The sequence below is a fragment of the Candidatus Chloroploca sp. Khr17 genome (assembly GCF_004138165.1).
Taxonomy (GTDB): Bacteria; Chloroflexota; Chloroflexia; order Chloroflexales; family Chloroflexaceae; genus Chloroploca.
This window is the reverse complement of record NZ_RYFF01000019.1, coordinates 22,165-47,236: the sequence shown is the minus strand read 5'-3', so window position 1 is coordinate 47,236 and position 25,072 is coordinate 22,165. Positions and strand designations below refer to the sequence as shown.

26 protein-coding genes and 1 riboswitch are annotated in these 25,072 nt (G+C 59.7%); of the genes, 12 read left to right on the top strand and 14 right to left on the bottom strand.

The genetic code is table 11. The features are described from left to right. Nucleotides 1–4 precede the first annotated feature (4 nt). From EKD05_RS12900 to EKD05_RS12885, 4 genes are all read right to left on the bottom strand, one after another. Nucleotides 5–1,258 (bottom strand): glucose-1-phosphate adenylyltransferase, encoded by a 1,254-nt coding sequence (locus tag EKD05_RS12900; RefSeq protein ID WP_129673333.1) that lies wholly within the window; start codon nucleotides 1,256–1,258, stop codon nucleotides 5–7. Between the two features lie 170 nt (nucleotides 1,259–1,428). Beyond that, the gene (locus tag EKD05_RS12895; RefSeq protein WP_129673331.1) at nucleotides 1,429–2,298 is read right to left on the bottom strand and encodes a DUF2085 domain-containing protein; all 870 of its coding nucleotides are present in this window, start codon (nucleotides 2,296–2,298) and stop codon (nucleotides 1,429–1,431) included. A gap of 5 nt (nucleotides 2,299–2,303) precedes the next feature. Further along, nucleotides 2,304–3,356, bottom strand: a complete 1,053-nt coding sequence (locus EKD05_RS12890; RefSeq protein WP_129673329.1) for a C39 family peptidase — start codon at nucleotides 3,354–3,356, stop codon at nucleotides 2,304–2,306. A gap of 162 nt (nucleotides 3,357–3,518) precedes the next feature. Further along, nucleotides 3,519–3,815 carry a nucleotide pyrophosphohydrolase gene (locus tag EKD05_RS12885; RefSeq protein ID WP_129673327.1) on the bottom strand — a complete coding sequence of 99 codons (297 nt, stop codon included), beginning with the start codon at nucleotides 3,813–3,815 and terminating at the stop codon, nucleotides 3,519–3,521. Nucleotides 3,816–3,972: 157 nt separating this feature from the next. Between EKD05_RS12885 and EKD05_RS12880 the strand changes: the two genes are divergently transcribed. The 4 genes from EKD05_RS12880 to EKD05_RS12865 all read left to right on the top strand — a co-directional run bounded on the left by EKD05_RS12880 (nucleotide 3,973) and on the right by EKD05_RS12865 (nucleotide 7,706). Further along, nucleotides 3,973–4,188, top strand: coding sequence for a hypothetical protein (locus EKD05_RS12880; protein ID WP_129673325.1), 216 nt, complete (start codon nucleotides 3,973–3,975; stop codon nucleotides 4,186–4,188). Nucleotides 4,189–4,194: 6 nt separating this feature from the next. Continuing rightward, nucleotides 4,195–5,433: a threonine ammonia-lyase gene (ilvA, locus tag EKD05_RS12875; RefSeq protein WP_129673323.1), complete on the top strand. Its 1,239-nt coding sequence runs from the start codon at nucleotides 4,195–4,197 to the stop codon at nucleotides 5,431–5,433. Nucleotides 5,434–5,500: 67 nt separating this feature from the next. Further along, nucleotides 5,501–6,898, top strand: a complete 1,398-nt coding sequence (locus tag EKD05_RS12870) for an FtsW/RodA/SpoVE family cell cycle protein (protein ID WP_129673321.1) — start codon at nucleotides 5,501–5,503, stop codon at nucleotides 6,896–6,898. Between the two features lie 271 nt (nucleotides 6,899–7,169). Continuing rightward, nucleotides 7,170–7,706 carry an HD domain-containing protein gene (locus EKD05_RS12865; RefSeq protein ID WP_129673319.1) on the top strand — a complete coding sequence of 179 codons (537 nt, stop codon included), beginning with the start codon at nucleotides 7,170–7,172 and terminating at the stop codon, nucleotides 7,704–7,706. 72 nt (nucleotides 7,707–7,778) lie between these two features. Here EKD05_RS12865 and EKD05_RS12860 read toward each other — a convergent pair whose 3' ends face one another. From EKD05_RS12860 to EKD05_RS12850, 3 genes are all read right to left on the bottom strand, one after another. Next, nucleotides 7,779–8,513, bottom strand: coding sequence for a TVP38/TMEM64 family protein (locus EKD05_RS12860; protein WP_129673317.1), 735 nt, complete (start codon nucleotides 8,511–8,513; stop codon nucleotides 7,779–7,781). An 8-nt stretch (nucleotides 8,514–8,521) separates the two neighbouring features. After that, on the bottom strand, nucleotides 8,522–9,130 hold the full coding sequence (locus EKD05_RS12855) for a CDP-alcohol phosphatidyltransferase family protein (protein WP_129673315.1): 609 nt from the start codon (nucleotides 9,128–9,130) through the stop codon (nucleotides 8,522–8,524). Nucleotides 9,131–9,412: 282 nt separating this feature from the next. Then, entirely contained in the window at nucleotides 9,413–11,386 is a 1,974-nt protein-coding gene (locus EKD05_RS12850; RefSeq protein ID WP_129673313.1) for an asparagine synthetase B, read from the bottom strand. Nucleotides 11,387–11,611: 225 nt separating this feature from the next. On the opposite strand from EKD05_RS12850, the gene EKD05_RS12845 reads away from it, so the two are divergent. The 4 genes from EKD05_RS12845 to EKD05_RS12830 all read left to right on the top strand — a co-directional run bounded on the left by EKD05_RS12845 (nucleotide 11,612) and on the right by EKD05_RS12830 (nucleotide 14,318). Next, entirely contained in the window at nucleotides 11,612–11,884 is a 273-nt protein-coding gene (locus EKD05_RS12845; protein WP_129673311.1) for a PqqD family protein, read from the top strand. Nucleotides 11,885–11,984: 100 nt separating this feature from the next. Further along, nucleotides 11,985–12,179: a hypothetical protein gene (locus tag EKD05_RS12840; RefSeq protein WP_129673309.1), complete on the top strand. Its 195-nt coding sequence runs from the start codon at nucleotides 11,985–11,987 to the stop codon at nucleotides 12,177–12,179. Between the two features lie 6 nt (nucleotides 12,180–12,185). Beyond that, the gene (locus EKD05_RS12835; protein ID WP_129673307.1) at nucleotides 12,186–13,190 is read left to right on the top strand and encodes a hypothetical protein; all 1,005 of its coding nucleotides are present in this window, start codon (nucleotides 12,186–12,188) and stop codon (nucleotides 13,188–13,190) included. A gap of 78 nt (nucleotides 13,191–13,268) precedes the next feature. Further along, nucleotides 13,269–14,318, top strand: coding sequence for a glycosyltransferase (locus tag EKD05_RS12830; RefSeq protein WP_129673305.1), 1,050 nt, complete (start codon nucleotides 13,269–13,271; stop codon nucleotides 14,316–14,318). Between the two features lie 25 nt (nucleotides 14,319–14,343). On the opposite strand, the gene EKD05_RS12825 is transcribed toward EKD05_RS12830, so the two are convergent. The 3 genes from EKD05_RS12825 to EKD05_RS12815 form a co-directional block, all read right to left on the bottom strand. Then, nucleotides 14,344–15,144, bottom strand: a complete 801-nt coding sequence (locus EKD05_RS12825; protein ID WP_205703938.1) for a TylF/MycF family methyltransferase — start codon at nucleotides 15,142–15,144, stop codon at nucleotides 14,344–14,346. A 208-nt stretch (nucleotides 15,145–15,352) separates the two neighbouring features. Further along, on the bottom strand, nucleotides 15,353–15,793 hold the full coding sequence (locus EKD05_RS12820) for an HNH endonuclease (protein ID WP_129673303.1): 441 nt from the start codon (nucleotides 15,791–15,793) through the stop codon (nucleotides 15,353–15,355). Beyond that, on the bottom strand, nucleotides 15,786–16,184 hold the full coding sequence (locus EKD05_RS12815) for an STAS/SEC14 domain-containing protein (RefSeq protein WP_129673301.1): 399 nt from the start codon (nucleotides 16,182–16,184) through the stop codon (nucleotides 15,786–15,788). Before EKD05_RS12815 ends, EKD05_RS12820 begins: the two co-directional genes overlap by 8 nt. A gap of 182 nt (nucleotides 16,185–16,366) precedes the next feature. After that, nucleotides 16,367–16,479: riboswitch (TPP riboswitch) on the top strand. Between the two features lie 59 nt (nucleotides 16,480–16,538). On the opposite strand from EKD05_RS12815, the gene EKD05_RS12810 reads away from it, so the two are divergent. Genes EKD05_RS12810 through EKD05_RS12800 form a run of 3 tightly spaced genes read left to right on the top strand, consistent with a single transcriptional unit; the run spans nucleotide 16,539 to nucleotide 18,605 of the window. Beyond that, on the top strand, nucleotides 16,539–16,835 hold the full coding sequence (locus tag EKD05_RS12810) for a thiamine-binding protein (RefSeq protein WP_129673299.1): 297 nt from the start codon (nucleotides 16,539–16,541) through the stop codon (nucleotides 16,833–16,835). Beyond that, complete coding sequence (locus tag EKD05_RS12805) at nucleotides 16,825–17,607, top strand: ABC transporter permease (RefSeq protein WP_129673296.1); 783 nt, start codon at nucleotides 16,825–16,827, stop codon at nucleotides 17,605–17,607. Before EKD05_RS12810 ends, EKD05_RS12805 begins: the two co-directional genes overlap by 11 nt. After that, nucleotides 17,607–18,605 carry an ABC transporter substrate-binding protein gene (locus EKD05_RS12800; RefSeq protein ID WP_205703937.1) on the top strand — a complete coding sequence of 333 codons (999 nt, stop codon included), beginning with the start codon at nucleotides 17,607–17,609 and terminating at the stop codon, nucleotides 18,603–18,605. Before EKD05_RS12805 ends, EKD05_RS12800 begins: the two co-directional genes overlap by 1 nt. A 103-nt stretch (nucleotides 18,606–18,708) precedes the next feature. On the opposite strand, the gene EKD05_RS12795 is transcribed toward EKD05_RS12800, so the two are convergent. Then, nucleotides 18,709–19,854 (bottom strand): DUF4350 domain-containing protein, encoded by a 1,146-nt coding sequence (locus tag EKD05_RS12795; RefSeq protein WP_129673292.1) that lies wholly within the window; start codon nucleotides 19,852–19,854, stop codon nucleotides 18,709–18,711. Nucleotides 19,855–19,861: 7 nt separating this feature from the next. Beyond that, entirely contained in the window at nucleotides 19,862–20,773 is a 912-nt protein-coding gene (locus tag EKD05_RS12790; RefSeq protein WP_165360722.1) for a DUF4129 domain-containing protein, read from the bottom strand. 204 nt (nucleotides 20,774–20,977) lie between these two features. Here EKD05_RS12790 and EKD05_RS12785 point away from each other — a divergent pair, with 204 nt between their 5' ends. After that, nucleotides 20,978–21,391 carry an NUDIX hydrolase gene (locus tag EKD05_RS12785; protein WP_129673288.1) on the top strand — a complete coding sequence of 138 codons (414 nt, stop codon included), beginning with the start codon at nucleotides 20,978–20,980 and terminating at the stop codon, nucleotides 21,389–21,391. Nucleotides 21,392–21,400: 9 nt separating this feature from the next. On the opposite strand, the gene EKD05_RS12780 is transcribed toward EKD05_RS12785, so the two are convergent. Together EKD05_RS12780 and EKD05_RS12775 are read right to left on the bottom strand one after the other, a co-directional pair. After that, complete coding sequence (locus tag EKD05_RS12780) at nucleotides 21,401–23,254, bottom strand: APC family permease (protein ID WP_129673286.1); 1,854 nt, start codon at nucleotides 23,252–23,254, stop codon at nucleotides 21,401–21,403. A gap of 294 nt (nucleotides 23,255–23,548) precedes the next feature. Further along, nucleotides 23,549–25,069: a nitrogenase component 1 gene (locus tag EKD05_RS12775; RefSeq protein ID WP_129673284.1), complete on the bottom strand. Its 1,521-nt coding sequence runs from the start codon at nucleotides 25,067–25,069 to the stop codon at nucleotides 23,549–23,551. Nucleotides 25,070–25,072 lie beyond the last annotated feature (3 nt).

Sequence of the window (25,072 nt, the reverse complement as noted above, 5' to 3'; positions counted from 1 at the left end):
CCTCCTAAATCGTTTCGCCGGATGCCACCTCGCGCCCGGGGAAGTGGGCCTCGTCGCGATCGGCATTGATCACCACATTGCGCCCGACGATCGTCCCTGGGGGAATATGGGACGACTTGCCAACCACGGTAATGCCCGTATTGATCTTATCGGGTTGGGCGCGGTTTGGCACCGTCAGATCGTCCCCGCTGCCGAGATGCACCCCGGCCCCCACGACGACCTGCTTATCAACAATCACGCGGTCAAGCACGGCACCGGGGCCAATCCAGGTGTCATTCATCACGACGCTATCGCGCACAATTGCGCCTGGCGACACATAGACCCCTGGCGAGAGCACCGAGCGTTCCACCGTCCCGCGGATGGTACACCCATTGCAGATAATGGCTTGATTGACCTGGGCCTGTGGCCCAATTTTGGCGGGAGGGCGTTCTTCGCTGCGGGTACGGATCAACCAGTCGAGATCGTAGAGATCGAAATCGAGGGCGGGATCAAGCAATTGCAGACTCGTCTCCCAATACGACTGAATGGTACCGACATCAACCCAATAGCCATCGAAGCGATGGGCATAGACGCGATCCTCGGCCAGCATCGCAGGGATGACATTTTTGCCAAAATCAATGCGAGGCTGATTCTCTTGGCCTTCGGAGAGGCGACTGATCAAGACATCGGCATTGAAGACATAGATGCCCATCGAGGCGAGGGTGCCCTTATCGCGGTCTTTGGGTTTTTCACTAAACTCAACAATGCAACCCTCTTCATCCACGGTCATAATGCCAAAACGATCCGTCTCTTCGAGGGGCACATCCATGACCCCAACGGTCAGATCGGCGCGATGACGCCGGTGCGTTTCAAGAATCGCATTGTAGTCCATCTTGTAGATATGGTCGCCCGACAGGATAAGCACCAGATCAGCGCGGCACTCGGTAATGAAGTTCAGATTCTGATAGATCGCGTCCGACGTTCCGCGGTACCAACTCTGCTCATTGCGTCCCTGGTAGGGTTGAAGCAGACGGACACCCCCGCGGGCGCGGTCGAGATCCCAGGGTTTGCCGATCCCGATATGGTCGTTGAGCGAGTGCGGGCGATACTGGGTCAAGACGCCAACATCAAAAATGCCCGAATTGACACAGTTCGAGAGGGTGAAATCAATGATCCGATACTTGCCAGCAAAGGGGACTGATGGTTTGGCACGTTTCTCAGAAAGCACACTGAGCCGGGTGCCTTCCCCGCCAGCCATGATCATCGCAACGACGCGCATAACTTCCCTTCCATTGTGACACACCAGTGATCTGCCACCATGCTGCCGACGGATGCCAGGCCAACCGGGAGTGACCTGCGACCACTGCCGCTGTGAAGTGGCTCATTCCGCCGATGGTTCTTCAGGGCTATGCTGATTGTACCCGCAATTGTCTGATGGTGCAATTGTGCCTAGCCCCCGGCAAAACGAAGCCAGGCCAGACCGCCAGTAAACAACCCCGTGGTGATCAGGGCGACGCAGGCCGGGCGGGCAAGCTGCGTGAGCCGCGTGATCGCATTGCGATAGCCCATCACACTGGCAGCCACCAGCAAGTGCATCGTAAAGAGTTCGCTGAGGATGCCGATGACGCCAAGGAACGCGAGCGGCCAGAAGAGCCAACTGAGCCCGCTGTGGGCCGCGACAACAAAGATCCCGTTGAGGCCAAGCAGAGCGATGAGATCAACCCAACTGAGGACAGGACGCGTTGGTTCAGCATTGGCACGCAAGACCCGGTTGAAGACAAAGAGAATGATCGGCGTCAGGGCCAACCCAAACACTGCCCCCGTGATCGTGCGCAAGTCATTGCGTGGGGGGTAGAAATAGACGCGTCCGGTATCTTCGAGCAGCGAGTTGAGGCCATCGCCGACCATGGTCAACATAAAGAAGCCCAGGATGAGCAAGATCGGGCGTGAGGGCAGGGCGGCGGCGCGCCCGAGACCACGGCCAAAGAGGTACGCGAGCGAGATGAGGTAGGCACTGTAGATGCCAAGATTGCGGGCACAGACGGGCAGTTCACGCCCGTCAATGACGATCGTATGCTTCTGGGCAACCAGGCCATGCACTGTCGCATAGAGTTTCCGCTCGAGCGTTGCGCCCGGCCAAAAGAAGAGTACGAGCAGGAGCATGGCAATCATGACCAGAAAAAGTGCCTGCCAGAAACGCTCCCCCGCCTGGATGCGTTCGATACGAGCATGCCGGGCCTGCTGTTGCTCGATGCGTTCGCGTTCGGCAATGCGCTGACGAGCCAGTTCGATAATTTTATCAGGTGACTCTTGCTTCACAGATCTTATACCCAGGCATCGCTCGCCGCAGGCTCGGGGCGCGGCCACCCTGGCGGATAGATAAGATAGACGGTTCCCGCTGAAGCCCGTTGCCAGCAGGTAAAGAACTGGTCGGCGCGGTAGGAACGCAAGACTTGCCCTTCTTCATAACTCGCTGGTTCAGCGGTCAAGACACGCCCATGGGCAAAACCGCGTACGAGCGTGAGATGCCCGCTACTCGGCACGAGAGCGCCTTCGAGCTCGCCCTCGTGCCAGCCGAGACTGACGATTACCGGGACACCTGCTGTGATCCAGCGCGCAAGTTGTGATAGGCTGTCGAGGCGAGTGATGTAGGCCGTCAAGCCGCGTGAGGCGGCAAAAGCGGTATTGAACGCCCAATTGCCGGTACCCTGCCAGGCGGGATCGTCGACCATTGGCACCACCAACTCGGGGACACAGGCCGGGTCGCGGAAGGGTGCAAGGCGCGGGTTGCCGGTTTGTTCGCGCCAATACGCTAGGGCCATCGCGAGGGCAACCGGGCTACACCAGCCTTCGCCGCCGATGTAGGCGTACTGCGGCAAACGCAACGGCATCGACAGCGCAGTCTCGGGCAGCGCCTCGGGAAGCGACGAAGGCGGCGGTGCGGTCGCGGTCACACAGAGCGTCAGAGCCTCGAGGTCGGGCATATCGGCCCCGGGCTTGCCACCGAGCACGATCCGCGGGCGCACGGTCACTGAGGGGGCGGTGATGACCAAGGTGTCGGTCGCAACGGAAGCAACGGGGGTACGTTGGGCCGCAAAACTGGTGCGTTGCGAGGCTTCGCGTGCGTGATCCCAGCGGCCTATGCGATACTGTGAGGGCGGCTCATGCGCTGCTGTCACCTCGAGTTGCACCTCAACCCAACTTTGCTCAGGCGTATCAGCGGCCCACGACGGAATCAGTTCACTCGCATCGGCAAAAGCGAGCTCAGGCCCAACGAGCACAATGCGTGCGGCGGGATCGTCGTCAACCGTGGGGGCGGCACGTTGCCAACCCGCAAGCTCATGGGACGACCAGGATTTACTTTGATGACGTGACATACGGAATGCTCGTACTCTTTGTTAGGCAGTCTGTAACGTAAGGTTTCTGATGATTTGACGCAAAGACGCAAAGGGGGTCTGAACCGACCATGCTTGTCTTATTATACCCTGACCACAGAGCGTCTGCTTTTGCGCGAAGAGTAAGGATTTATGTGAAACCGATCACCAGGTACGGTCATAATTCACCTTCAGTTTGTCAAGGATAGCCTGGGTCAGATCAATGTCGAGCAGATAGGCGAGTTGAAAAAGATAATTCGCCACATCAGCCAACTCGCCCGCCAGGGCCGCCTTATCGGCAGGCTCATCACCAAACTGAAAATGCTCCAGTAACTCGGACGCCTCAATTACCACTGACGTCGCAATATTGCGCGGGGTTTGCGGAAACTTTGTATCGTCAGCGTACCATCCCTTCGCGGTCACAAATTGATTGATGACCCTGGTAAGTTCGTCAATAGTCATTGATCTTCCTTCCTCAGTTTTTGGTTCGTTGTGGTGGCTTCGCCGCCACAACGAACCAAAAACTCTCATCGAGCGGCGAAGCCGCTCCACACCAGAACCATGATTGGGGCCAAGCCCCAATCATGGTACAATATCCCTACATTAAGGAGGTATTGCTATGGTAACGGTTGAACAAATTATTGCCTACTGTGAACGGACGCTTGCGGCACGTTTTCTGGCGAATGATCAGGAAGGGTTGCGTCGTTTGCAACTGGCCCTCGGTGTGTTGATCGAAGCGGCCCAGGAGGCTGGTGATCAAGAGACAGGGATGCGCTTGCGCGTCCTGGCTTCCCATGCTGCCAATCGGCGTGAAGGCCTCCAGGGTGAGGATTGAGGTGGTATGGGCACCACGGTGAGCCTGGCTGATATTCAGTCGGCGCGGCGAACGCTGCGCGATGTGATTCTGGCGACGCCTGTTATTCCGGCTGCCCGTCTTTCGTCCGAGTTGGGGGCCTCAGTCTATTATAAGGCGGAAAATACGCAGCATAGCGGCTCATTCAAGATCCGTGGGGCCTACAATACGATCAGTCACTTGAGCCGCGAAGAGAAGGCGCGTGGGGTCATTGCTCCCTCAGCCGGCAATCATGCCCAGGGGGTTGCGATGGCGGCCCAACTCTGCGGGGTGCAGGCCGTGATCGTGATGCCTGAACGTGCCCCGCTGACCAAGGTTGTCGCGACGCGACGCCTCGGGGCCGAGGTGGTGCTGGCTGGTGCGGGCTTTGATGAGGCGGTCGCCCACGCACAGATGCTGCAAGAGCAGCACGGCTATACCTATGTACATGCCTTTGATCATCCACGGGTTATTGCTGGTCAGGGTACGATTGGCTTTGAACTCGCCGAGGCATTGCCCGATTTGCAAACCCTCGTCGTGCCGATTGGCGGCGGCGGGCTGATCAGCGGGATCGCCATTGCGCTCAAGGCGCTTTTGCCCATGGTACGCATTGTTGGGGTGCAGGCCGCTGGCTGTGCCCCTGTGCCCGACTCGCTCGCCGCCGGTTGCCCGATCAGGCTTGCCACCGCACGTACAATTGCCGACGGCATCGCCGTTAAATCTCCGGGTGAATTGACCTTGCCGATCATTGCCGAACTCGTTGACGATGTGGTTACGGTTGACGAAGACGAGATTGTCTTTGGCATTGCCCATGTGGTGCAAAACAGCCGTCTGGTCGTTGAGGGGGCCGGGGCCGCTGGGGTCGCCGCGCTACTTGCGGGCAAGGTGGCACTGCAACCAGGCGAGGTTGTGGCGACGATTTTGTGTGGGGGTAATATTGATAGCAACCTGCTCACCAGGGCGCTCGAGACGGCGTTGGTGCGCCAGGGGCGCTACCTGCTGGTGCGCACGAGTGTTGATGATCGTCCCGGTGGTCTGGCAGGGCTCGTGAATCGTGTTGCCGAAGTCGGCGCCAGTGTGCTTGACCTCTTTCATCGCCGCGCCATGTGGCGTGTCCCGATTGATCGTGCTGGCGTCGAACTTGTGCTTGAAGTGCGTGATGAAGAGCACGCTCAGGCTGTGCTTGATCATCTGACGCACCACGGGTACAGTTGCGAACGCGGGGGGCTCGGATCGTGGCCGGTTTAATTTCTTGCGCTGGAACAACAGTCAGCGTAGCTGGCTGTTGTTCCAGCGCAAAAGGTAACTGTTCACCATGTTCACACGTCTGCGGCAATTTCGTGGAGTAGAGTTTCAATTGCTCTTCACGGTGCTGCTCTTTTTTGCGGCAGGTTATACGCTGGTGATGCTGGCGACCCGTCAGCGGGAGTTTGTCGCCACGCTGCCCGGTCTGCTGGCGATCCTCTGGCCCTCGGCGGTGCCGTTGCTTCTCTTTATTGCCGTGTCGATTGGCCTGGGCTTCAAGAGTCCGCCCGCCGATCAGGTGCTGTTGCCCCTGGTTGCGTTGCTCGCCGGGTTGAGCCTGATGCTGACCGCCCGCCTCGAGCCGAGTCTCAATCTGCGCTACTTGTGTACTGCGGCCGGGGGTGAAGTCTTTCCCTGTTATGAAGGCATCGCAAGCAAACAGTCACTCTGGGTGACGCTGGGGGTCGTCGGTCTCGCGGCGATGCTCTTTGTGCCTTGGGATCGCATCCTGATCCGCTGGCTCAAGCTCTCGTTACTCGATGTGCTCGATAACTACCGCTATCTCTGGTTAACAATCGGGCTTGTTCTGGTCTTTGCCACATTTCTGTTTGGGGTTGACCCGAATGATAGTGGCGTCAAGGTCTGGTTCAATTTTGGCTTGTTTTTCTTTCAACCGTCCGAGTTGCTCAAGATTATTCTGGTGATCTTTCTGGCGTCTTACCTCAACCAGCATCGCGAGGTGGTTGCCGCTGGCTATCGCCTCGGGCCGCTGACGTTGCCGCCGTTGCCCTATCTGGTGCCGCTCCTTGGGATGTGGGGCATTGCGATGGGCACGATTGTCTTTCAGCGCGATCTTGGGGCGGCCCTCTTGCTCTATGGCGTCTTTCTGGCGATGCTCTATATTGCGACCGGACGAGCCTGGTATGTCCTGGCTGGAATGCTTGCCTTTGGTATCGGAGCCTATGTGCTCTACCAGTTGCTGCCAATTGTTTCGCTGCGCGTCCAGATCTGGCTTGATCCATGGGCCCAGGCGCAGACGCGGGGCTATCAGATTGTTCAGGCGATCTATGCGATGGCCTCTGGCGGCGTCTTCGGCCAGGGTCTCGGCATGGGCGTGCCGGCCGTTGTTCCGGCAATCCACACCGATTTCATCTTTACGGCGATTGGTGAAGAGATGGGCTTGATCGGGACGCTAGCGGTGCTGATTGCCTATATCCTGCTGATTTTTCGTGGCTACCATATTGCGCTGCGCATCCCCGGTCGTTTTCGCGGTTTCGAGCAATTGCTTGCGATTGGCCTCACCACGATTATTGCGGTGCAGACCCTCATTATTATCGGGGGCAATCTCCGCCTCATTCCGCTCACCGGGATTACCCTGCCCTTCATTTCGTATGGCGGCTCATCGGTGCTGATCAACTTCATCATCGTTGGCTTATTGATGCGCATCTCGGCTGCTGCCCAACAGTAGCAAGCCCTACCCCCCGGATGGATGGGTACATGAAAACAGGACTTATGGTAGAATTGCCATGCAACTATTTGATCGTGTATAACGTACTTATAGTGGTACCGAGTCGTGGGCGATCAATGAGGATCGCAGTACTCAGTCCGAGAAGAGTATTGTGCTCCCGCTGATAAGTTCCTCCAGTTGAGGAAGCGGGTAGACGTGTGTGTTGGTGGGTAGTTACCCGTTGCAATGTACTGGAGCGACTTCCAGTTCCCTGAGGAGGGAATAAGATCCCATGAATCATGCTGCCCTGATTGCCGATTTGCTTGCGCATCCGCGGGTTGTGGAAACTCGTCACCATTTGCACCACAGTGTCTCGAAGCATGACCATATGCTGCGCGTTGCGCGCTATTCGTATGCACTGGCGCCGTTGATGGGTGCCGATCAACGGACGGCAACGCGGGCGGCAATTCTCCATGATCTCGATTCGCGCCTTGGGACGCTGACAACCCACGGGGCGATCGCAGCGCGTGTGGCCGCTGAACTTGGTGAGGGCGAAGAGGTGTCGGAGGCGATTGTGAGCCATATGTACCCTCTGGGGCCTCGCCCAACGACCCGCGAAGGCTGGGTGCTTGCCGTGGCCGATAAGATTGCGTCGCTAACCGATCTGACCACCTTTGTCAGCGGTCTTTTTACTGGGCAGAGCATTCAGTTACGGCGGCAGTTGTGCGCATCTGATCCGTTTTATGCGGTTCGCCAGTCGCGCCGCCGTCGCCGCCAGTTGATCACCCTACTCTGGCGCCGCGAGGGCCGTCAGGCGCTTTCGCAATAGGTTCGCCCTCAAAGCCGACGCTGATGCAGAACGATCCGAGCAAAGCTCGGATCGTTCTGCATCAGCACTCTTTTATGCCCCCTGGTTCTCTTTCTGCCGCAAGAACCGCGAGATGAGTAGACCGCTGAAAAAGAGTACCACCGAGAGAACGAGCGTCCACGGGTTGATCGCTGAGATGCTGAAGTTGCCGGCAAAGATGTCGTCAATGTTCAGTGAAGCGCCAGCAAGGACAAAGGTGAGCGTGCCTGGTAACGAGCCGAGGATGCTGGCGAGAATGTAGGGCCGGTACGGTACCCGCAAGAACCCTGCCATATAGTTGACCAGGTCGTACGGCAGGTAGATCAACCGCATCACCAGGATCGTGCTAAAGGCGTTCCGCCGCAGTCGCTCGGCGTATCGGTTCATAAGGTTGCCCGTGGCGCCCTCGTTGCCCTCGGGCAAGACCCCTTGCCCAAAGACACGCCCAAACCCGTAGGCCAGGGTTGCCGACATATTCGAGCCGATGATGACAAAGATTGTTCCCCAGAACGGCCCCCAGATGGCACCACCGATCAACGTAACAACAATCGCCGAAAAGAAGGCGAGTGGCCGTAAGGTGTAGATCAGGATATAGAGCAATGGACCAAGCGGGGTCCGCAACAGGTCGATCAGGTCGTAGAGCGTGTCGGTTGGCGATCGCCCGGTGATCAGACTATAGCCGAGAAATGTTCCAACCAGAGTGAGCCAGATGAGGGCGGCGAGGCCTTTTTGCCAGTGCCGCGCCCAGAACGGCGTGTGCTCAGGCACGCTACGTGATGTATCTACCATGCGTTTCCTCAGAGATTGCGTAAGGCCCAGATCAGGCGCTGACCGGCAGTGATCACGACGAGCACGGCCATCAAGCTAAAGAGCGGTACGATTGCCCCCGGCAGCAACAAAAAGAGGGTGTAGAAGACAACGGTCTCGGCCCCTTCGATCAGGCCACCCGGCATCGTGACGGTCGTTAACTCACCTTGTTTGCGTGCGCCGGCCTGCCGTTTTTCGAGCAGGGCGGCCAGGTACATCCAACTGGCCCCGTTGAGATAAAAACTGGCGAGCAAGGCGGCTAAGGCAAGATACCCCGCCGGTGTATTGACTGCCAGCGCCAGGCCCATCGGAATAGCCGCATAGACAAGATGATCAAGCAGAATATCCAGATACGCCCCCAGATCGCTCTGCTGATCAGTCAGGCGTGCCAGCGTGCCATCCAACCCATCCAGAAGCCGATTGACCACCCAGAGGATCAACGCGGCGACATAGAGTCCTTGCCACGCCGCAACCGCTGCGGCAATGCCAACAATTGCGGCAACCACCGTGACACCCGTCGGGTGAATCCGACGCAACGGCCCTCGCACCAGCGGGCTCAGTAGGCTCTCTTTTGGTTCGCGTAGCGCTTTATCAATCATGTAGTACCCTCTTGTGTTACGCTTGCCCATTCTGGCACGCTGAGTATACCAGAGCAGTTGGGGGGCGACTGTAATCAAGCTTACGTTGGGGTGCATGTGCATGCAACCAGCGGCGCACACGGCGGCACCCGGCAACAACGGGGCACCCGCGGGCACCCGCGGGTGCCCGCAAGGGGTGCCCCTACCGGGCCGGGCATGGTGTAGGGGCACCCCTTGCGGGTGCCCTGGTGGGGTGCATACACGGAAGATGTAATCGCCCTGCCCCGCCTCTCCGTCGCTGCGTTACAACACACCAGCCTCGAACCAGCAAAGAAATGCGCCGATCATGAACCCGCGCTGGAGAACGTTTTGATAGGTGATGTAATCTGCCCGAGTTGCCCCGGCGCTTGCTGGTAGACGTTCGAGCAATTGCCGCATCCTGGTCAGGTCAAGCACTTGGCGTGCCAGGTCGCTTCGTTCGAGCCGTGCCAGTTCGACATGGAACTCTTCACGTGCGCCGATCAGCCGTTCAAACCAGTCGGCGGCCTGCATCCCGCGCAGACGATTGCGTAGCACCGAGGAGGGCAGTTGCCCTGCAAAGGCGCGGCGCACCAGGCTGCGTGACTCGCCGTTGCGCCAGAACTGGGTCTCTGGCAGCGCCAGACAGAATTCGGCGAGCCGCACATCGGCGGTGGGCGACCGCATATCAACGCCAAAGCGGGCCCGGTAGGCGCTGATGTACGACCCGAAGTCTTGGGCGACCAGGGCCTCGTAGCGCACGCGGCGCGGATCACGACTGAAGCGTTGCCAGAGGCGGTCGTCGTGGTGATGCGCCAGTTCCGGCACGCCGTGCTGCGCGGCAAACTCTGGGTTGATCACGGTGTTTGTCTGCCAGGCGTCGGGCGTGGCCTGACGCACGTCGCGGAGCCGTTGCAGCGCCAGCCACGCTGGGGCAGGCAGCAGCGGCACGAGCCCCTGGCTGATAATCGACCGCAGGGCCGCCCGGCTGCCCCGTACCTGCAACAGCGCCTGCACCTGTTGCACCGCTATCCCCCACTGCCCAGCACCGATCAACTCCCTCAGCCAACCACCGCCGGGCCAACTCAGGGTGATGTTGCCTTGCATGCCGTCGAGCACAACGCGCCTCCCGCGTCGGCTTGCTTCGGCCAGAATCGCTTCGATCCAGACCCGGTTCGACGTATTCTGGAAGGGCATCTCGAGCGTTGCAAAGAGGGCGTCTAGATCTTCGAGAAAGGTCTGCCCGTCGGTATGGATCAGCTGCAAATCTAGATTGGGCGTCATCGTGGCGATGGCTTGCACCAGGGGTGTTTCGTCGGCGTAGAAGCCTCGCGGTTGCGCGCCAGTAAAGCCTTTCTGAGGCACTTCAGTGAAAGCCGTGAGGCGCTCGCCACGGGCCGCCAGCAGCGGCGCACTCACCGCAGCAATTGCCGACGAGTCTAGCCCGCCGCTCAATTGGAGCGCAACCGGCGTTGTGCTGACGAGATGATCAGCAACGATGCGGGTGAAGAGATCGTGAAAGGCGTCCAGATACGCCTCGTCGCTGCCCAGATGCAACGTATGCGTCAGGTCGGGTTGCCAGTAGTTGTCGGTGCGCACGCCGCTGCGATCGGCGATCAGCCGGTGCCCACTAGGCAGGCGGCGGATGCTGCGGTAGAGCGTGGTAGTGGCATCGCCCCCCAGTCCTGTTAGCAGGCGTACCAGCCCGGTCTCATCGAGCGCACGCGGGACGAAAGGCAGGGCATACAGGCCACTGGGCATGGTGGCAAACGCAATGTAGCGTTCGGTGGCGGTGTAGAACAGCGTGGGCGCCGCAATCGGCGAACGCGCCGCAAAGAGGGTCTGCGTGCGCGTGTCCCACACAGCAAACGCAAAGACGCCGCGTAGGTGGCGCACACATTCCACGCCCCAGGTGCGGTAGGCGTGTAGGATCAGCGCACTGTCAGGCAGGTGGCTCGTGGTGCTCGACGCCTGTGCCTCACCAGGTGATCCGTGCCAATGCTGGATCAACTCGGCTCGATGATCAAGCCGGGCGTCGCTCACCAGGAGGCAGGTACCGTCTTCGCTACAGAGTGGCTGGCGTTCCCACGCATCCTGCGGCGTGAAGCACTTCAACCGCTGGCCAAGACCGGCACCGCCCTCGCGCCAGATTCCGCCGCCGTCGGCCCCGTGATGCACCAGTGCAGCATCCATGCGCGCCAGATCGGCATCGTCAGCCAGCGTGTCATCGAAATGAACAAGCCCAAACAGAGCACTCATGATCGCCTTCTTTGGAGTAGAGCAGAGCTTTCGATGCTCAGGATTGTAGCATAGAGCAACCCTAACGGATATGTAAAAGCGTTGGTGTGCTTGCTCGTGGCGTAGCCACGAGCAAGCACACCAACGCTTTTGCTATTTGCACATATGACGTAAGTAGGCTACAATTCGCATCATCTCAGCCCACAATCCACGCAAACAAAGCATCTTGCATGAAGGAAACCCGGTATGTCCACCCGCTTGCAAATTGCCGATGAGGTGCTCTTTCAGACCGTCGCCGACGAGGCGGTGTTGCTCAACATCGCCGACAACCACTACTACGGGTTAGACGATGTAGCGACGCGTATGTGGCAATTGCTGATGGAGCATGGTGACGGCGAGGCGGTGATCCGGGCGATGCTGGCTGAGTATGACGTTGAGGAGGCCACGCTGCGCCAAGACTTTGCCGCACTGGTTGCAGAGATGGAGCAGCGGGGGTTGATCACGCGTATTGCACCGTAGGAGCGTGGTGTACCACGCGGCTCCATGTGCCACCATTGATGGAGCGGTTTTCGTCGCGGATCATTCGCATTCACGATATTGTTTACACCAGGAGGCAAGCATGAACAACGTAGCGTCAAACAAACCATCATCATCCAGTTCGCCCGATGCCCAGCACGCAGCCAAACCGCGCAAGCCCTACCACACGCCACGCATGGAAGACTACGGTGCTGTGAATGAACTCACGCGTAGTGCCTCTTATACAGGTAGTTTTGAGTCTGATTTAGCGCTCGGTTACACCTCAACAGCCCCTTAATCACTGATGCCTTTCTATCGCCTCTATTCGCTGCTGCTCGAGTCACCACGTTCTCTGGGGCATGTTGCGCCGGTTGTGCCCGACAGCGGCGATCTACCTGACATCGTGCTTTCGTTTGCCCAGACCGGCGCATTACTGCCGGTCTGGACAAACGCCTCTTGGACGAGCATCCACGAGCAAACAGGCCTGGGCTGGTCTCTTGCATTGTCTACCGCGCCTGCCGGAAGCGAGGCGGTGCTACGCCTCGATACGCGGCGACACGATGATGAGGCCAGCGTAATTTTTGGGCGTGGTGCCGAGCGGATTGTGGTCGCCTGGCGTTCGCCACGGGCAGAGACCGAGCAGTTCTGGCAAGAGCTTTCCGGATGGCTTCTGGGCAGCGTGTTGGGCTACGCGATGTGTGTTCGGGGGGTGCCGACGCTGCACGGCAGCGTCGTTGCCGTCACTGGTCGTGCGGTGGGGCTGCTTGGCGTTTCGGGGGCGGGCAAGTCGACCCTGGCCGCTGCGTTTGTTGCCGCCGGTCACGCTATGCTCGCTGACGATCATCTGGTGGTGAAGCAGGATGTGCATGGTTACGCTGCACTGCCCGGCCCGCCCCGGCTACGCCTGTGGCCAACCAGCCTGCCTGTGTTTGAAGCCGGTCAACCAATCCCCGAGCTCTGGACGGATGCAGACGGCAAGCACTCCGTCGAAGCTACGCCTGCCCATTGTGTCGCCCCTCTGCCACTGGCGGCGATCTATGTGCTGGCACCGCGTGACCTGGCACGCACGAGTGTCACCATCGAAAAGTTATCGCCTGCTGCGGCCCTGAATGCGCTGATGAACCAACGCTTTTGTATGCGCCCCCTCTGGCCCTCCCATCCGGCTGAGACCATGATGGCATTGGCGGCGCTTGCCCAGCAGACGCCTGTGTACCTGTTGCACCGTCCTCACGGGCTAGCGACACTGCCAGGTGTTGTTGATGCAATCTGCCGGGATCTTATGCCAATTGGCATTGAGTCATCCGTATAGGCATTGCGGCCAGCGCTGATAGGAACGCCATGCGCGGCAATCTGCAATCGAAAATCTACAATCTGAAATGGTACGCGCATGCCTGTTGACGCCCCACGTGTCTCCGTGATTACCTCTGTGCATAATGGCGAACGCTTTCTGGCTGCGGCTATCGAGAGCATCCTGGCGCAACATTTTACGAACTTCGAATACTTGTTGCTGGATGATGCCTCCACCGATGGTTCCGCAGAGATCATCGCACGTTACGCCGCTGTCGACACACGCATCTTCCCGCTTCACAAGCCATTCAGTATCAACCACAGCCACGCTCTCAACGCGGCGTTGCCCCACGCACGCGGCGAATTTGTTGCCATCCTCGACGCCGATGATCTGGCCCACCCCGAGCGCCTGGCCCGGCAGGTCACGTTCCTGACGAGCCATCCGGATGTAGGGGTGGTCGGTGCGCAGGTGAACCAGATCGATGACGATGGTCGCATCTGCAAGGCAATGACGTTCCCAACGTCGTGGGGGCTGGCGCGTTGGGCTATTCTCTTTGGCACGCCGGTGTTGCATTCTGCGGCGATGATGCGTCGCGCCCTGCTGGATGAGATTGGCGGCTATTCAGTTCAATGGAAATACGCGAATGATTATTCGCTATGGGCAACCTTGATCAATCGAACGCGGATCAGAAACCTTGCCGAGACGCTGGTCTCGTATCGCCGTCACGCGCAACAAACATCAAGCACGACCGCAACACCGCAGCAGGGCGAAGTCTGGCTGCTCATCTACCGCATGCTGGCTGAGCGTCTGGGCCTGCGGCCACCGCTCAACGACATCGGCCTGCTCTACCACGGCGTGCGCGGGATGCAATTGGATGATGCTGCCACCCTCCTGCGTGTTGCCGATCTGCTGATGACAATCCGAGAGCGTTATCTCGCTGTCGAAGAGCCCGATCCGGCGACTGCTGAGGCGATCACGGCTGAGTGTGCTCGCCGCCTCTTGATGCTCGCCTGGACACATCGGCGTCAGCAGCGGCTCACAAGTCGCGCCCTGCTCGAGCGTGCCCTCGAACTCGATCCCCACCTCTGGAAACGACCGCAGACCTGGAGTACCTTGCGTGCGCAACATCGTCGTGATGCGTATACCTAATCGCTGCATCGCCACTGCCTGCGCTTCACCCACCGTTCTGTTTGCGCCAGTACACGCTCAAACCATCAATGTCTTGGATCGGCTCATGGATGCCGTGCCTTGCGCGGTAGTCATGAACAGCCTGACGGCAGGATTCATAGAAGTAATCGTCGACGATGAGAAAACCTCCTTGGCTTAACTTTGGATAGAGATGCGTGAGCGCATCCCAGGTGGACTCATAGAGGTCGCCGTCAAGACGCAGCACCGCCAGCCTGGTGATCGGGGCATCTGGAAGCGTGTCTTTGAACCAGCCTTTGAGGAAACGCACATGATCATCGAGCAACCCGTAGCTCGCAAAGTTGCGACGCACGGTCTCAAGATCAACAGTGAGCCATCCGGCTAACGCTAACGACACCCAAAATGTATCTGCTGGATGCTGCTCAACATCCGGTGTCGGCAATCCCTCAAACGAATCGGCCACCCAGACTGTCCGGTCGGTCACGCCATACGCCTTGAGCACGCCACGCATCAAGATCGTCGCCCCACCGCGCCACACCCCGGTCTCGATCAGATCACCGGGCACACCGTCGGCCAGCACCTGCTCGATACAGGCTTGCAGGTTGTTCATGCGGCGCAGACCGATCATCGAATGCGCCTGGCTGGGAATATCGCGCCCCATCTCACGAAACTGGGCGATATACAGTTCGGTCTTGTAGCCGCCAATGGCCGGGGCGGAGGTCGGTGCGTCTTCGTAGATCATGCCTAGCAGACAGCGCTTGAGCAGTTCCAAATACATCTGGCGTAGGTCAGATGACGGTGTTGGCAATGAATCTGTTGGCGAGATCACGTGGACTAGCTCCTTCTTGTAACCCTGGCTATCGTACCAGTGATAGGCCTTGTTGCGTAACGCCGAGGTGCCGAGGTTCGTGAGTGCGCCTCTGATTGTACCATGCCAATGGATCGCTGCCTTTGCGCCTTTGCGTCAAAGACGATTGCCGCCAAATCTTGCGCTTGACGACCTGTGGGTTCGAGCGTGATCGTGTCACGCTCGGCTGCTACAACTCTGGGACGGTGGGGGGATGTTCGCCGACGCCAAGCAGCAGACGGCGCAGATTCACGACGCCAGCCCGATTCAGCAGCAGGTTAACAACCGTCGCACGGCCAGTCGGGGTGAGGCCGACCATGATCAGCAGATCAGCGCTCCAGGCAAAGTGGTCGCTCCAGCGATCACGGCGCGGGTTATACAGTGGGGCGATCAACCTGCTCACCGGGTCAAATGCCTCAGTGTGGTTGTACTTGTGGTTGTTGCAGCCCTGGCAGGCCAGCGCGAGGTTCTCAAACGCCGTCTGGCCACCCTTTGCACGCGGGAGCACATGCTCGACTGAAAGGCGTTGGGTCGCGTAGCGCGCAGGACTCAGGCAGTATTCGCAGCGGTCACGTGCGCGCTCGACCACCAGCGCCCACAGTTCCGCGTTGATGCGGGGCGTTTCAACCATATGCTGGAGTCCTGATGCCAAGCGCGTCCATGAGTATACCAACCGTCGTCTGCCGCACCCGGGCAAGCTCCTGCAATGCCTCCAGCCGCTCGGTGTCGCGCTGTTCGATCACGTCGGTCATCGCGATGAGCTCCTGCAGTTCCGTCGGCGTGATCGTTTCTGCCTGGCGCTTTGCCACGAGCGCATCGAAACGAGCCTGTTGGGCTGGATCGAGGTAGGCTGCATTGATGGTGAGCAGGAGCGCCGTCTCATTAGCGTCCAACTGTCCTCCCTCACGGCGGGTACGAAGCGCGATGACTTGGGCCACAAAGGTCTCGAGCTCATTGGCTGGAAGCCGCTCGACTGCTCGTAGCAGCTGCTCTGTTGAGATCTCAATCGGGATTGTGCTCATGGGCCTGTCCTCACCTTATGCCATGGTACTTCGCTGATTCTACCATGTCTGGCCCATAATAGTATCCCAGGTGCCACACCTCAGCTCTCTGCGCCTCTGCGCCTTTGCGTCAAAAATATGGCCCCCAAGCCCACCAAAATAGCGTATAATACCCACAACAATCAATGATGTGCGCCAGCAAGCGCACATGCTGGGGGGGCCAGGTGAGCCTGGCTGAGAGTGTGGCCCATAATGCCGCTAACCCTTCGAACCTGACCTGGGTAGTGCCAGCGGAGGGAAGCATCTACGGCGTGTTGACGGCCGTTGCTCCTTCGTTGGGGCAATGGCCGTTTTGTTTTGTCGAGAGGAGCAGGTATGGCACCGATTGCCGTGAGTTTTCAGGTGTTGCCCGGTGGTCTCGCGGATAAGGCGGCAACCTATGCCGCCGTTGATGCGGCGATTGCGGTGGTGGCCGCCAGTGGTTTGTCCTATCGCGTGTCGTCGATGGAGACGACGCTTGAGGGTGAGTACGATGCGGTGATGGCGGTGATCAAGGCGGCGCAAGAGGCGGTGTTGCAGGCCGGGGCTGCGCGGGTCTTTACGTTGATCAAGGTTGATTATGATCCACTTGGCTCGTCGATCGAGGAGAAGCTGGCCAAGTATGGCGGCTAGTCGCCGTTTGGCCCTGATGCGCCAGGTGCTTTACCAGTGGCTGCCTCCGGCGATCCTCCTGACCAGTCTGCTGGTGGCGTGGGAGGTGTTGGTGCGCCTCTTGGCTGTGCCGGTCTGGCTCTTGCCCGCGCCTTCGCGGGTGGGCCAGACGTTTGTCGAGAGCCTGCCGATCCTTGGGGGGCACGTGGTCGCGACGCTGCGGGTGACAGCGCTCGGGGCGGGTCTGGCGCTCGTCACGGGGATCGGGCTTGCCCTGGCGCTTGATGCGGTGCCCCTGATCCGGCGGGCGGTCTATCCGTTGCTCGTCGTTTCGCAGACGGTGCCGATTGTTGCGATTGCCCCGTTGCTCGTGATCGGCCTCGGTTTCGGCCTGCTCCCCAAGGTGCTGGTCGTGGCGCTGGTTACGTTTTTTCCAATTACGGTTAGTCTCGCCGGTGGGCTGCGCGATGCTGACCGTGAGATGGTGCGGCTCTTTCAGGCGATGGATGCCAGTTATTGGCAGACCCTGCGCCTGCTGCGTTGGCCCGCCGCGTTGCCTTCGTTTTTTCGTGGCTTGCGCATCGCGGTGACCTATAGCGTCATTGCCGCTGTGATTGCCGAATGGATCGGGGCCGAGGCGGGCCTCGGGGTCTATATTGCCCGTTCGCTGCGCGCCTTCCGCACCGATCAGGTCTTTGTTGCGGCCCTCGTCACGTCGCTCTTGACCCTGATCCTCTTTGCGCTGATCGTTGTGCTCGAACGTCGTTTGCTTGCTTGGAAAGGAACTGAGTGATGCGCTGGTTGATGCTTGTGATCCTGTTGGTGCTCGGGCTGAGCGCCTGTGGTGGGAATGGTGCGGGCGGACTTTCACCCACCCCAACCGATCCTGAACCTGTCCGGTTGCGCGTTGGTCTCGACTGGACACCCAATACCAATCATACCGGGCTCTATGTCGCCCGTGACCGTGGGTTCTATCGTGAGCAGGGGCTTGAGGTGGAGATTTTGCAGGCCCAGGAGGGCGGCACGGTCGAGCAGTTGGTGGCGACCGGGCGGCTCGATCTTGGCATTTCATATCAAGAGGCGGTGACCGAGGCGCGGGTTGTTGGCCTGCCGATTGTCGCGGTGGCGGCGATTATCCAGAGCAATACGAGTGGTTTTGCCAGTCGTGCCGCGAAGGGTATCACCACGCCGGCTGACTTTGCTGGGCATCGTTATGGCGCTTGGGGTTCGCCGGTTGAACAGGCGGTGATCGCCGGCTTGATGGAGTGTGTCGGTGCCGATGCCAGCCAGGTACAATTTGTTGATATTGGCTCAAGTGACTTTTTTGTTGCCACCGAACGTGATGCGATTGACTTTGCCTGGATCTTTGCCGGTTGGACCGGCGTCGAGGCTGCGCAGCGTGGCATTGATCTGAATATTGTCATGATTCGCGATCTGAACTGCATTCCCGATTACTATACACCCGTGCTCATCACCAGCGAAGAGCTGATTGCCACGCAACCGGATCTGCTCAGGCGTTTTATGGCCGCCACCAGTGCGGGGTATCAGTATGCGATTGAAGAGCCGGACGCAGCGGCGGCGCTCCTCCTGGAAGCCGTACCTGAACTCGATGCCGAACTCGTTACGCAGAGCCAGGTCTATCTCGCCAACGAATATCAGGGCAACGCACCGCGCTGGGGCGAACAGCGCGTCGAAGTCTGGCGCGACTATGCCCAATGGATGGTCGAGCGCGACCTGCTGAGCACCATGATCGACCCCGAAGAGGCCTTCACCAACGCCTTCTTGCCGTAATACATTGCTATACCAAGGAAGCAAGGAAATTTGACGCAAAGGCGCAAAGGCGCGAAGTCATGCAAAGAGATGCATCAAACCTTCGCGCCTTTGCGCCTTTGCGTCAACCCGTGTTACGCACCCCATCGATCGCGGCGACGATCCGTAGCAACGTCGCTTCATCGGTGGCGGGGTCGTTGAGCTTGTTCAACAGGTCGCGCACGCTTTCGGCACGCGCTGGATGCACCGCTTTGATCGTCGCCAGCAAGGTCGCATCATCGCAATCGGGACTCAGGCCATAGGTATGGGTCAGGTGGCGTCGTAGCGTAGCGCGGTAGTGGTCGCGCAAGTAATCGCGTTTGCCGGCCCGCCGCAACAGGCCCGCCATGCTTGCGAGGTATTCGGCACTGCTGCGCCGATCGGCCTCGGCCCGTAACGGGATCGGCTGCCCAAAACGGCGTCCGGTCAGCACAAGGTAGCCGGCGACAATGCCGCCGAGGTAGAGGGTCGCCCACCCCCACGGAGTACCAAGCAGCAGCGTGCGCATGCTTGGTTGCACAACAAAGCCGTGGTGGATCTCATCAAAGACGATCGTTCCGCCCGGCGGGATACGGCGCAAGATATTGACAACGACCGCAGCATGATCGCGCTCACGCAGCCCTCGGTTTGCGAAGGGTTGCGCGCTCGTGAGGGCAAAGACATAACCCTCACCGTGTTGCACGCCAACCATCACCGGGGTCGCATTGCTGCCGGCGAGAAGCGCGAGATCCGCTCGTTCACTCGTGATCATGCTGCGGGTCTGCACATTGAGTTGCGTGGCGGCAGGTGCGCCGAGCGCCGGTTGCAGGATTGGTACGTACTCCAAGGTGCTTGCGTCGGGCAGCGGCGCAACTTGCAGCTCAAAGGCTGCCAGCAACGGAGCCGCAGGGGCATTGAGCCCAGCACGTGGCTCGGCAATCAGCAAGGTGCCACCAGCCTCAACCCAGGCCGCAACAGCCGCGGCATCCTCGCGGTTGTAGCGCTCACGTGGATTGAAGACCACCACGAGATCGGCGCGTGGATCGACTTCAAAGGCCCGATATTCGAGCCGCTCCACCCGATACCCCAGGCTCTCGAACCACCAATAGAGCGCGAGCGTCCCACCAGACTCAGAGGAACGACTGCTGCCATTGCCGCCTGGCAAGCCTGCGCTGCGGCCAGGCCCAAAGCCAATCAGGGCCACGAGGCCAGCAAAGAGCACGACCAGCAGAATGAGATCGCGTCGTACCATAACCTAGTTACTCCACTGCCTTGCGCAACGCCTCGACCTGCTGTTCGACCTCGGCATACCCGTGCGCATCAAGGGGCATCTGGCCGTACCAGACGCGATCAGTAAGCTCGACCACCGGGGCGAGATGCTCCTGCGCAACCGGTTCTTCGCGCAGGCGTTGCAGGTGTTCGCGGTTAGTCTGGTGCGGATCATAGCGCAGGCGGCCACGCTCATCAAGCCAGAGCAGCGAGGCAAGCGCGAGCATCCGGGCCGCGCCGCGATAGTCGCCGGCTTTGGCCAGGGTCGCGGCCTGGGCACGGGCATCAGCCGTATCGCGGGCCGCCCGTTCGGCGGGACTCGCCAGTTCAGCCTCGACCTGCAGGGTTCGTCGCAGACCCCGTAACCAGAGGACAAGTACCACAATAAGGAGCGCCGCCCCTGCCGCCGTCAAGAGCCAGGAGGTCAACGTGCCGGCCGGCCCCGAGGCTGTGTCGGCCACAGGTTGGGCAAAACGCCCAAGTTGTTCAAAGAGCCATGTGAGAAACTGATCAAACCAGCCGGGTTCACGCGGGGCTTGTTCACGGTCGGCAAAGGGCGGCGCGGCCAGAATCGGTTCCAGGCGCTCGAGCGCATCAGCCGGTTCCACCTCAAGCGGTGCCGCGAGCGCATCAAGCAGCGCCCCCATACGCCCGGCAATCAACGGCAGATCCGGGTTCGCACGGGCCAGTTCCTCCGTCAACCAGGTTGTCTCAACGGGTGCCAGCGTCCCGTCGGGCATCACCACTTCTGAGTTTCCCGCGAGGAGTTGGGCGATCTGTTCCACATCCAGGCGATCCCCGCGCAGTGCCGCCGCCCGCCCCTCACGCAAAAGCCGCTCGTAGCTTGCGAGATCGAGCGGTTGCGCCTGGGCATGCGCCAGCGTGGGCAGCATCAACAGCATCAACACCATCAAGAGGCTTACGATCAGCCCCCAACCCTCAGGTCTGCGGCAAAGGCGTTGGGCTTGCACCCCAAACCCTAATTTACGGAAACATGGCGCGGCTTTTGGCGGCCTAGCCGCCAAAAGCCGCGCCATCTTGAGCCTGGCAAACAGACTTGATCCAACTTGGTATACTAAAAGGATATACATGGAAAGGCCGGACCTATGTCTATTCGTGCGGTAGGTGCCGTGGCCTTGCGTGGCACGTCCACCGGGCACATCGAAGTCTTGCTCATCAAAAAGCGTGGTGGTATGTGGACACTTCCGAAAGGCCGGGTCATGCCAGGTGAAAGCGACGATGACGCGCTTCGCCGTGAACTGTACGAAGAGACGGGGCTGCATGGCGAGGTTGGTGAACCAGTGTCACAGGCTTTTTACCGCGTGGTGAAAGCTGGTCGGCGGCGGCGCAAAGTTGTCGCCTATTATCTTATTGTACAGCCAACCGGCACACTTCGCCCTGGCAAACAAGAAGGAATCGAAGCGGTTCGCTGGTTCGAGGTCTCACGCGCCCTCAAGCGCATTGGCCGTCCACGGGTACGGGCTGTGCTGCAAGCCGCGCTAACTTTGCTCAATCCATAAGGTCAAGCCTTAGCGTTCGAGTTTATACGGCACACTGATCACGGTTTTGCCTGCACGGAACATCAGCGCGGCACGCAACAAAAATCCCGTCTGATTATGCAGCAAATGTTCCCACCAGCGTGATGGGATAAACTCGGGCAAAATCACCATCACCTGGTCATCACGATAACGCCCCTCGATCTCCTGGACATATTTGAGCACGGGGGTTACCAGCGAACGATAGGGTGAGTCGAGCACGACCAGCGGCACATCGCAGCCCCATTCCTCCCAGCGTGCTCTGATCCGCATGCCCTGGTCTGGCTCAAGGTTGACATAAACAGCGGTTACATTGTCTGGGGCAAGCGCCCGCCCCAGTTCTAGTGCCGGCAGCATCCCCTTGTGAACCCCGCTGACCAGGACGACCGCCGTCAGGCGGCGAATCGGTTGCGGACGGACGGCCGTGGTCAACGAGAGTTGTTCGGCCACGCGGGTATAATGACGGGCGATCACCTGAAAGCCCAGCACCAGGATTGGTATCACCAGGATCACGATCCAGGCCCCGTGGACAAACTTGGTGAGCACAAGCATCACCAGCACCACACCGCTAAGCAACGCCCCGATCCCACTGAGCAACGCCGCCCGTTCGCTGCGGTTGGTCTGCGTACGCAGATTGCGGCGCACCATCCCGAGTTGGGAAAGGGTAAACGAGGTAAAGACGCCGAGCGTATACAGGGGCAGCAGCGCAATCGGATTGGCTTGAAAGATGATCACCAGCAGCGCAGCCGCAACGCCAAGCACCACAATGCCATTCGAAAAGACCAGACGCTCACCACGGTTGGCAAGCTGGCGAGGCAAAAAACGATCACGCGCCAGGAAGAAGGCCAGCCGGGGAAAATCGGCATAGCCTGTATTCGCCGCAAGCACGAGGATCAACGCCGTCGCAACCTGGAGCAGGACGTAGATCGGGCCGATCCCAAAGACGCCCCGAGCCAGTTGCGAAAGCACCGTCTCATTCGTGACACTATTTGGCGTCACCCCGTAGAGGTTCGCCAGATAGGTGATCCCAAGAAACATGGTCACCAACAGCACGATCATCACCGTCAGCGTATTGGCGGCATTGCGTGCTGCCGGTGGTTTGAAATCCTGGACATTATCACTGATCGCTTCGATCCCGGTAAGCGCTGTGCAGCCTGCGGCAAAGGCCCGCAGAATCAGCCAGACACTGATCAATTCGGCGTTGACCGGCGGATCGATACTGGCCGGTGGGACAAGATCGGGTGCTCCAACGATGAAATACCGGATCAAGGCATATGCGATCATGCCTAAAATGCTGAGCACAAAAATATAGGTGGGCAGCGAGAAGAGGAACCCTTTATCGCGAATGCCGCGCAGGTTGAGCAACGTGATCGTCGCAATGAAAATGAGCGCTAGCCCTACCCCATACTCGCGTAACCCTGGATAGCCAAGGGCCCCCGCAAGCGAGGTGATCGCTGCCACCCCGGCCGAGATGCTTACCGCTACTGTCAGCACATAGTCAACGAGTAGCGCCCCCGCCGCCACAAGCCCCGGCACAACCCCCAGGTTTTCGCGGGCCACAATATAGGCCCCACCTCCACCCGGATAGGCGTGGATCGTCTGGCGGTACGAAAAGCCAACGATCACCAGCAACGCCGTGATCGCCAGGCTGATCGGCAGGGAGAGCCCGAGGGCAAACGTGCTCCCGATGATCAAGACGGCCAGGATCGCCTCGGTCGCATAGGCGACTGATGAGAGGGCATCTGACGAAAAGACTGCGAGAGCGGTATGTTTCCGCAATCGGTCGCGGTTTTCCGACTCAGTTGGAATCGGTTTGCCCAGTAACAGCCGTTTTAATGACGAAGACATAAGATCTGCGCTCCAGTGCGTCAAGGTCGCACAATCTGCAACCTTGATCGTAACACCAGACCTGTTGTGATGCAATGATCTAAGGTAGAGGTTTAATTCTTGTGGGGCGCGGCGGCGAAGCCGCCGCGCCCTACAAGGTGATGTGTTGGTAGGGCGGGTTGAGGTTGCGCCGCGCCCTACAAGATGAGGTGTTGGTAGGGCGGGTTGAGGTTGCGCCGCGCCCTACAAGATGAGGTGTTGGTAGGGCGGGTTGGCGTTGCGCCGCACCGCGCCCCGCCCCACAAGGCGTGGTCGTTACCCCTGGCGGATCGCCTCTTCGATGATCGGCAGCGCCACTTCGGCGAGCCCACGGGTGCGGGCGATGCTTTCGGCGGCCTGGCGCAATGACCGGCTCGCGCTGATGCGAGCCAGGAAGGGCACCTGTTCAATGGCGGCGTTGAGCCGCTCGGTGGCCTCTTTGCTCCACGGCATGGTGCGGCTGGCCGACTCTTTGTCCGCGTCGGTTGGCGGTGGCCCCGGCGGTGGCCCTTGCGGTGGCCCGCCCGGGCCGCTCGGTGGTTTGATCGTCTCGACCGGCAGGAAGTTGAAGACCATGTCGTAAAAACGGTTGACCAGTTCTTGCATAATATTGGCGGCACCAGCATAGCCCATAAAGGGCGTGCCGGTGGTGCGCCGTACGACTGGCCCTGGGAACGTTGAGGGGATATAGTGGGTCGCCCGCGCATTTGCCTCGGCCAGGTAGATCTTTTCGTTGATGCTGCCAAAGACAAAGGCGGGGGCTTTGGTGTGCAGCCGTTTGCGGATCTCGATATTGTCGGGTTCGTCTTCGCGCCGCGGACGCCCCGAACTCCACGCGATCTTCATGCCGAGTTCTTCGCCAAGCAGTTGCCGCAATCCTTCGACATAGCTCCGCCCGCCGACAATGGCGCAGTCTACCGTCGCAAACCAGTCGCTCTGCGGGCCACGCCAGAGATCCCAGACGGCCTGGAGCGTCGTGCGTTTTTCGCGTTCGATGAAGGCTTCTACCTCGGCGGTCGGCGTGCCGAGCAGGGCACCGAGTTCGCGTAGGAACGCGGTGGTGCCAAAGACGCCAAAGGGCGCAAAGAGATAGGGTCGCTCAAGCGCCTGCGCCAGCGGTTCGCCAAACTCGCGGTAGAGCACGACATTCACCGCTGCGTCAGCCAGGTGTGGTGTCGCCGCAATGCTCCCCTCATACGGATAGACCAGATTGATCTCGCCGCCAATGCCGGTGATGAGCCGACGCACTTCGTGCAAATCGGCAGGTGCATTGAAGCATCCGAGCGATGGGCCAACAATATTGACAAGCTTGGGCGAACGCGGTGGTGCACCAGGGGTGACAAAAGGCCGCCCATACTCCTCCCAGGCAAAGAGCAACGCCCGATCCCGCCCGGTCCACTCATCCTGCTCGAGCGACTGGCTCCAGAAAAAACGGGCTTCGGGATCGATCTGCGCCACCAGACGCCCGTGATCCGCGCTGATCATCTCGCTCTCGGCGGTCGAGACCACTACCAAGCGTTTCCCTTCGAGACTGCCGATCGTCCGGAGGTCATCAATCGTTCGGATCAGGGCCTTGGCGGTGCCATTGATCACATCCTCTTCGCGGATCGACGTGGGCGTCAGATTCTCCATATGAGGCAGGGCATCGGTATAGTCGGTGACAGCCATGCCCAGCAGGTTATAACATCCGATCGGGGCATCGCAGACAATATGGATATCAGGAAAACAGCCAAAGACCCAGGAAGCGCCCCAGTAGGACGACGAATCAGAAATATCTCTGATCAACTGAATAGTCATATG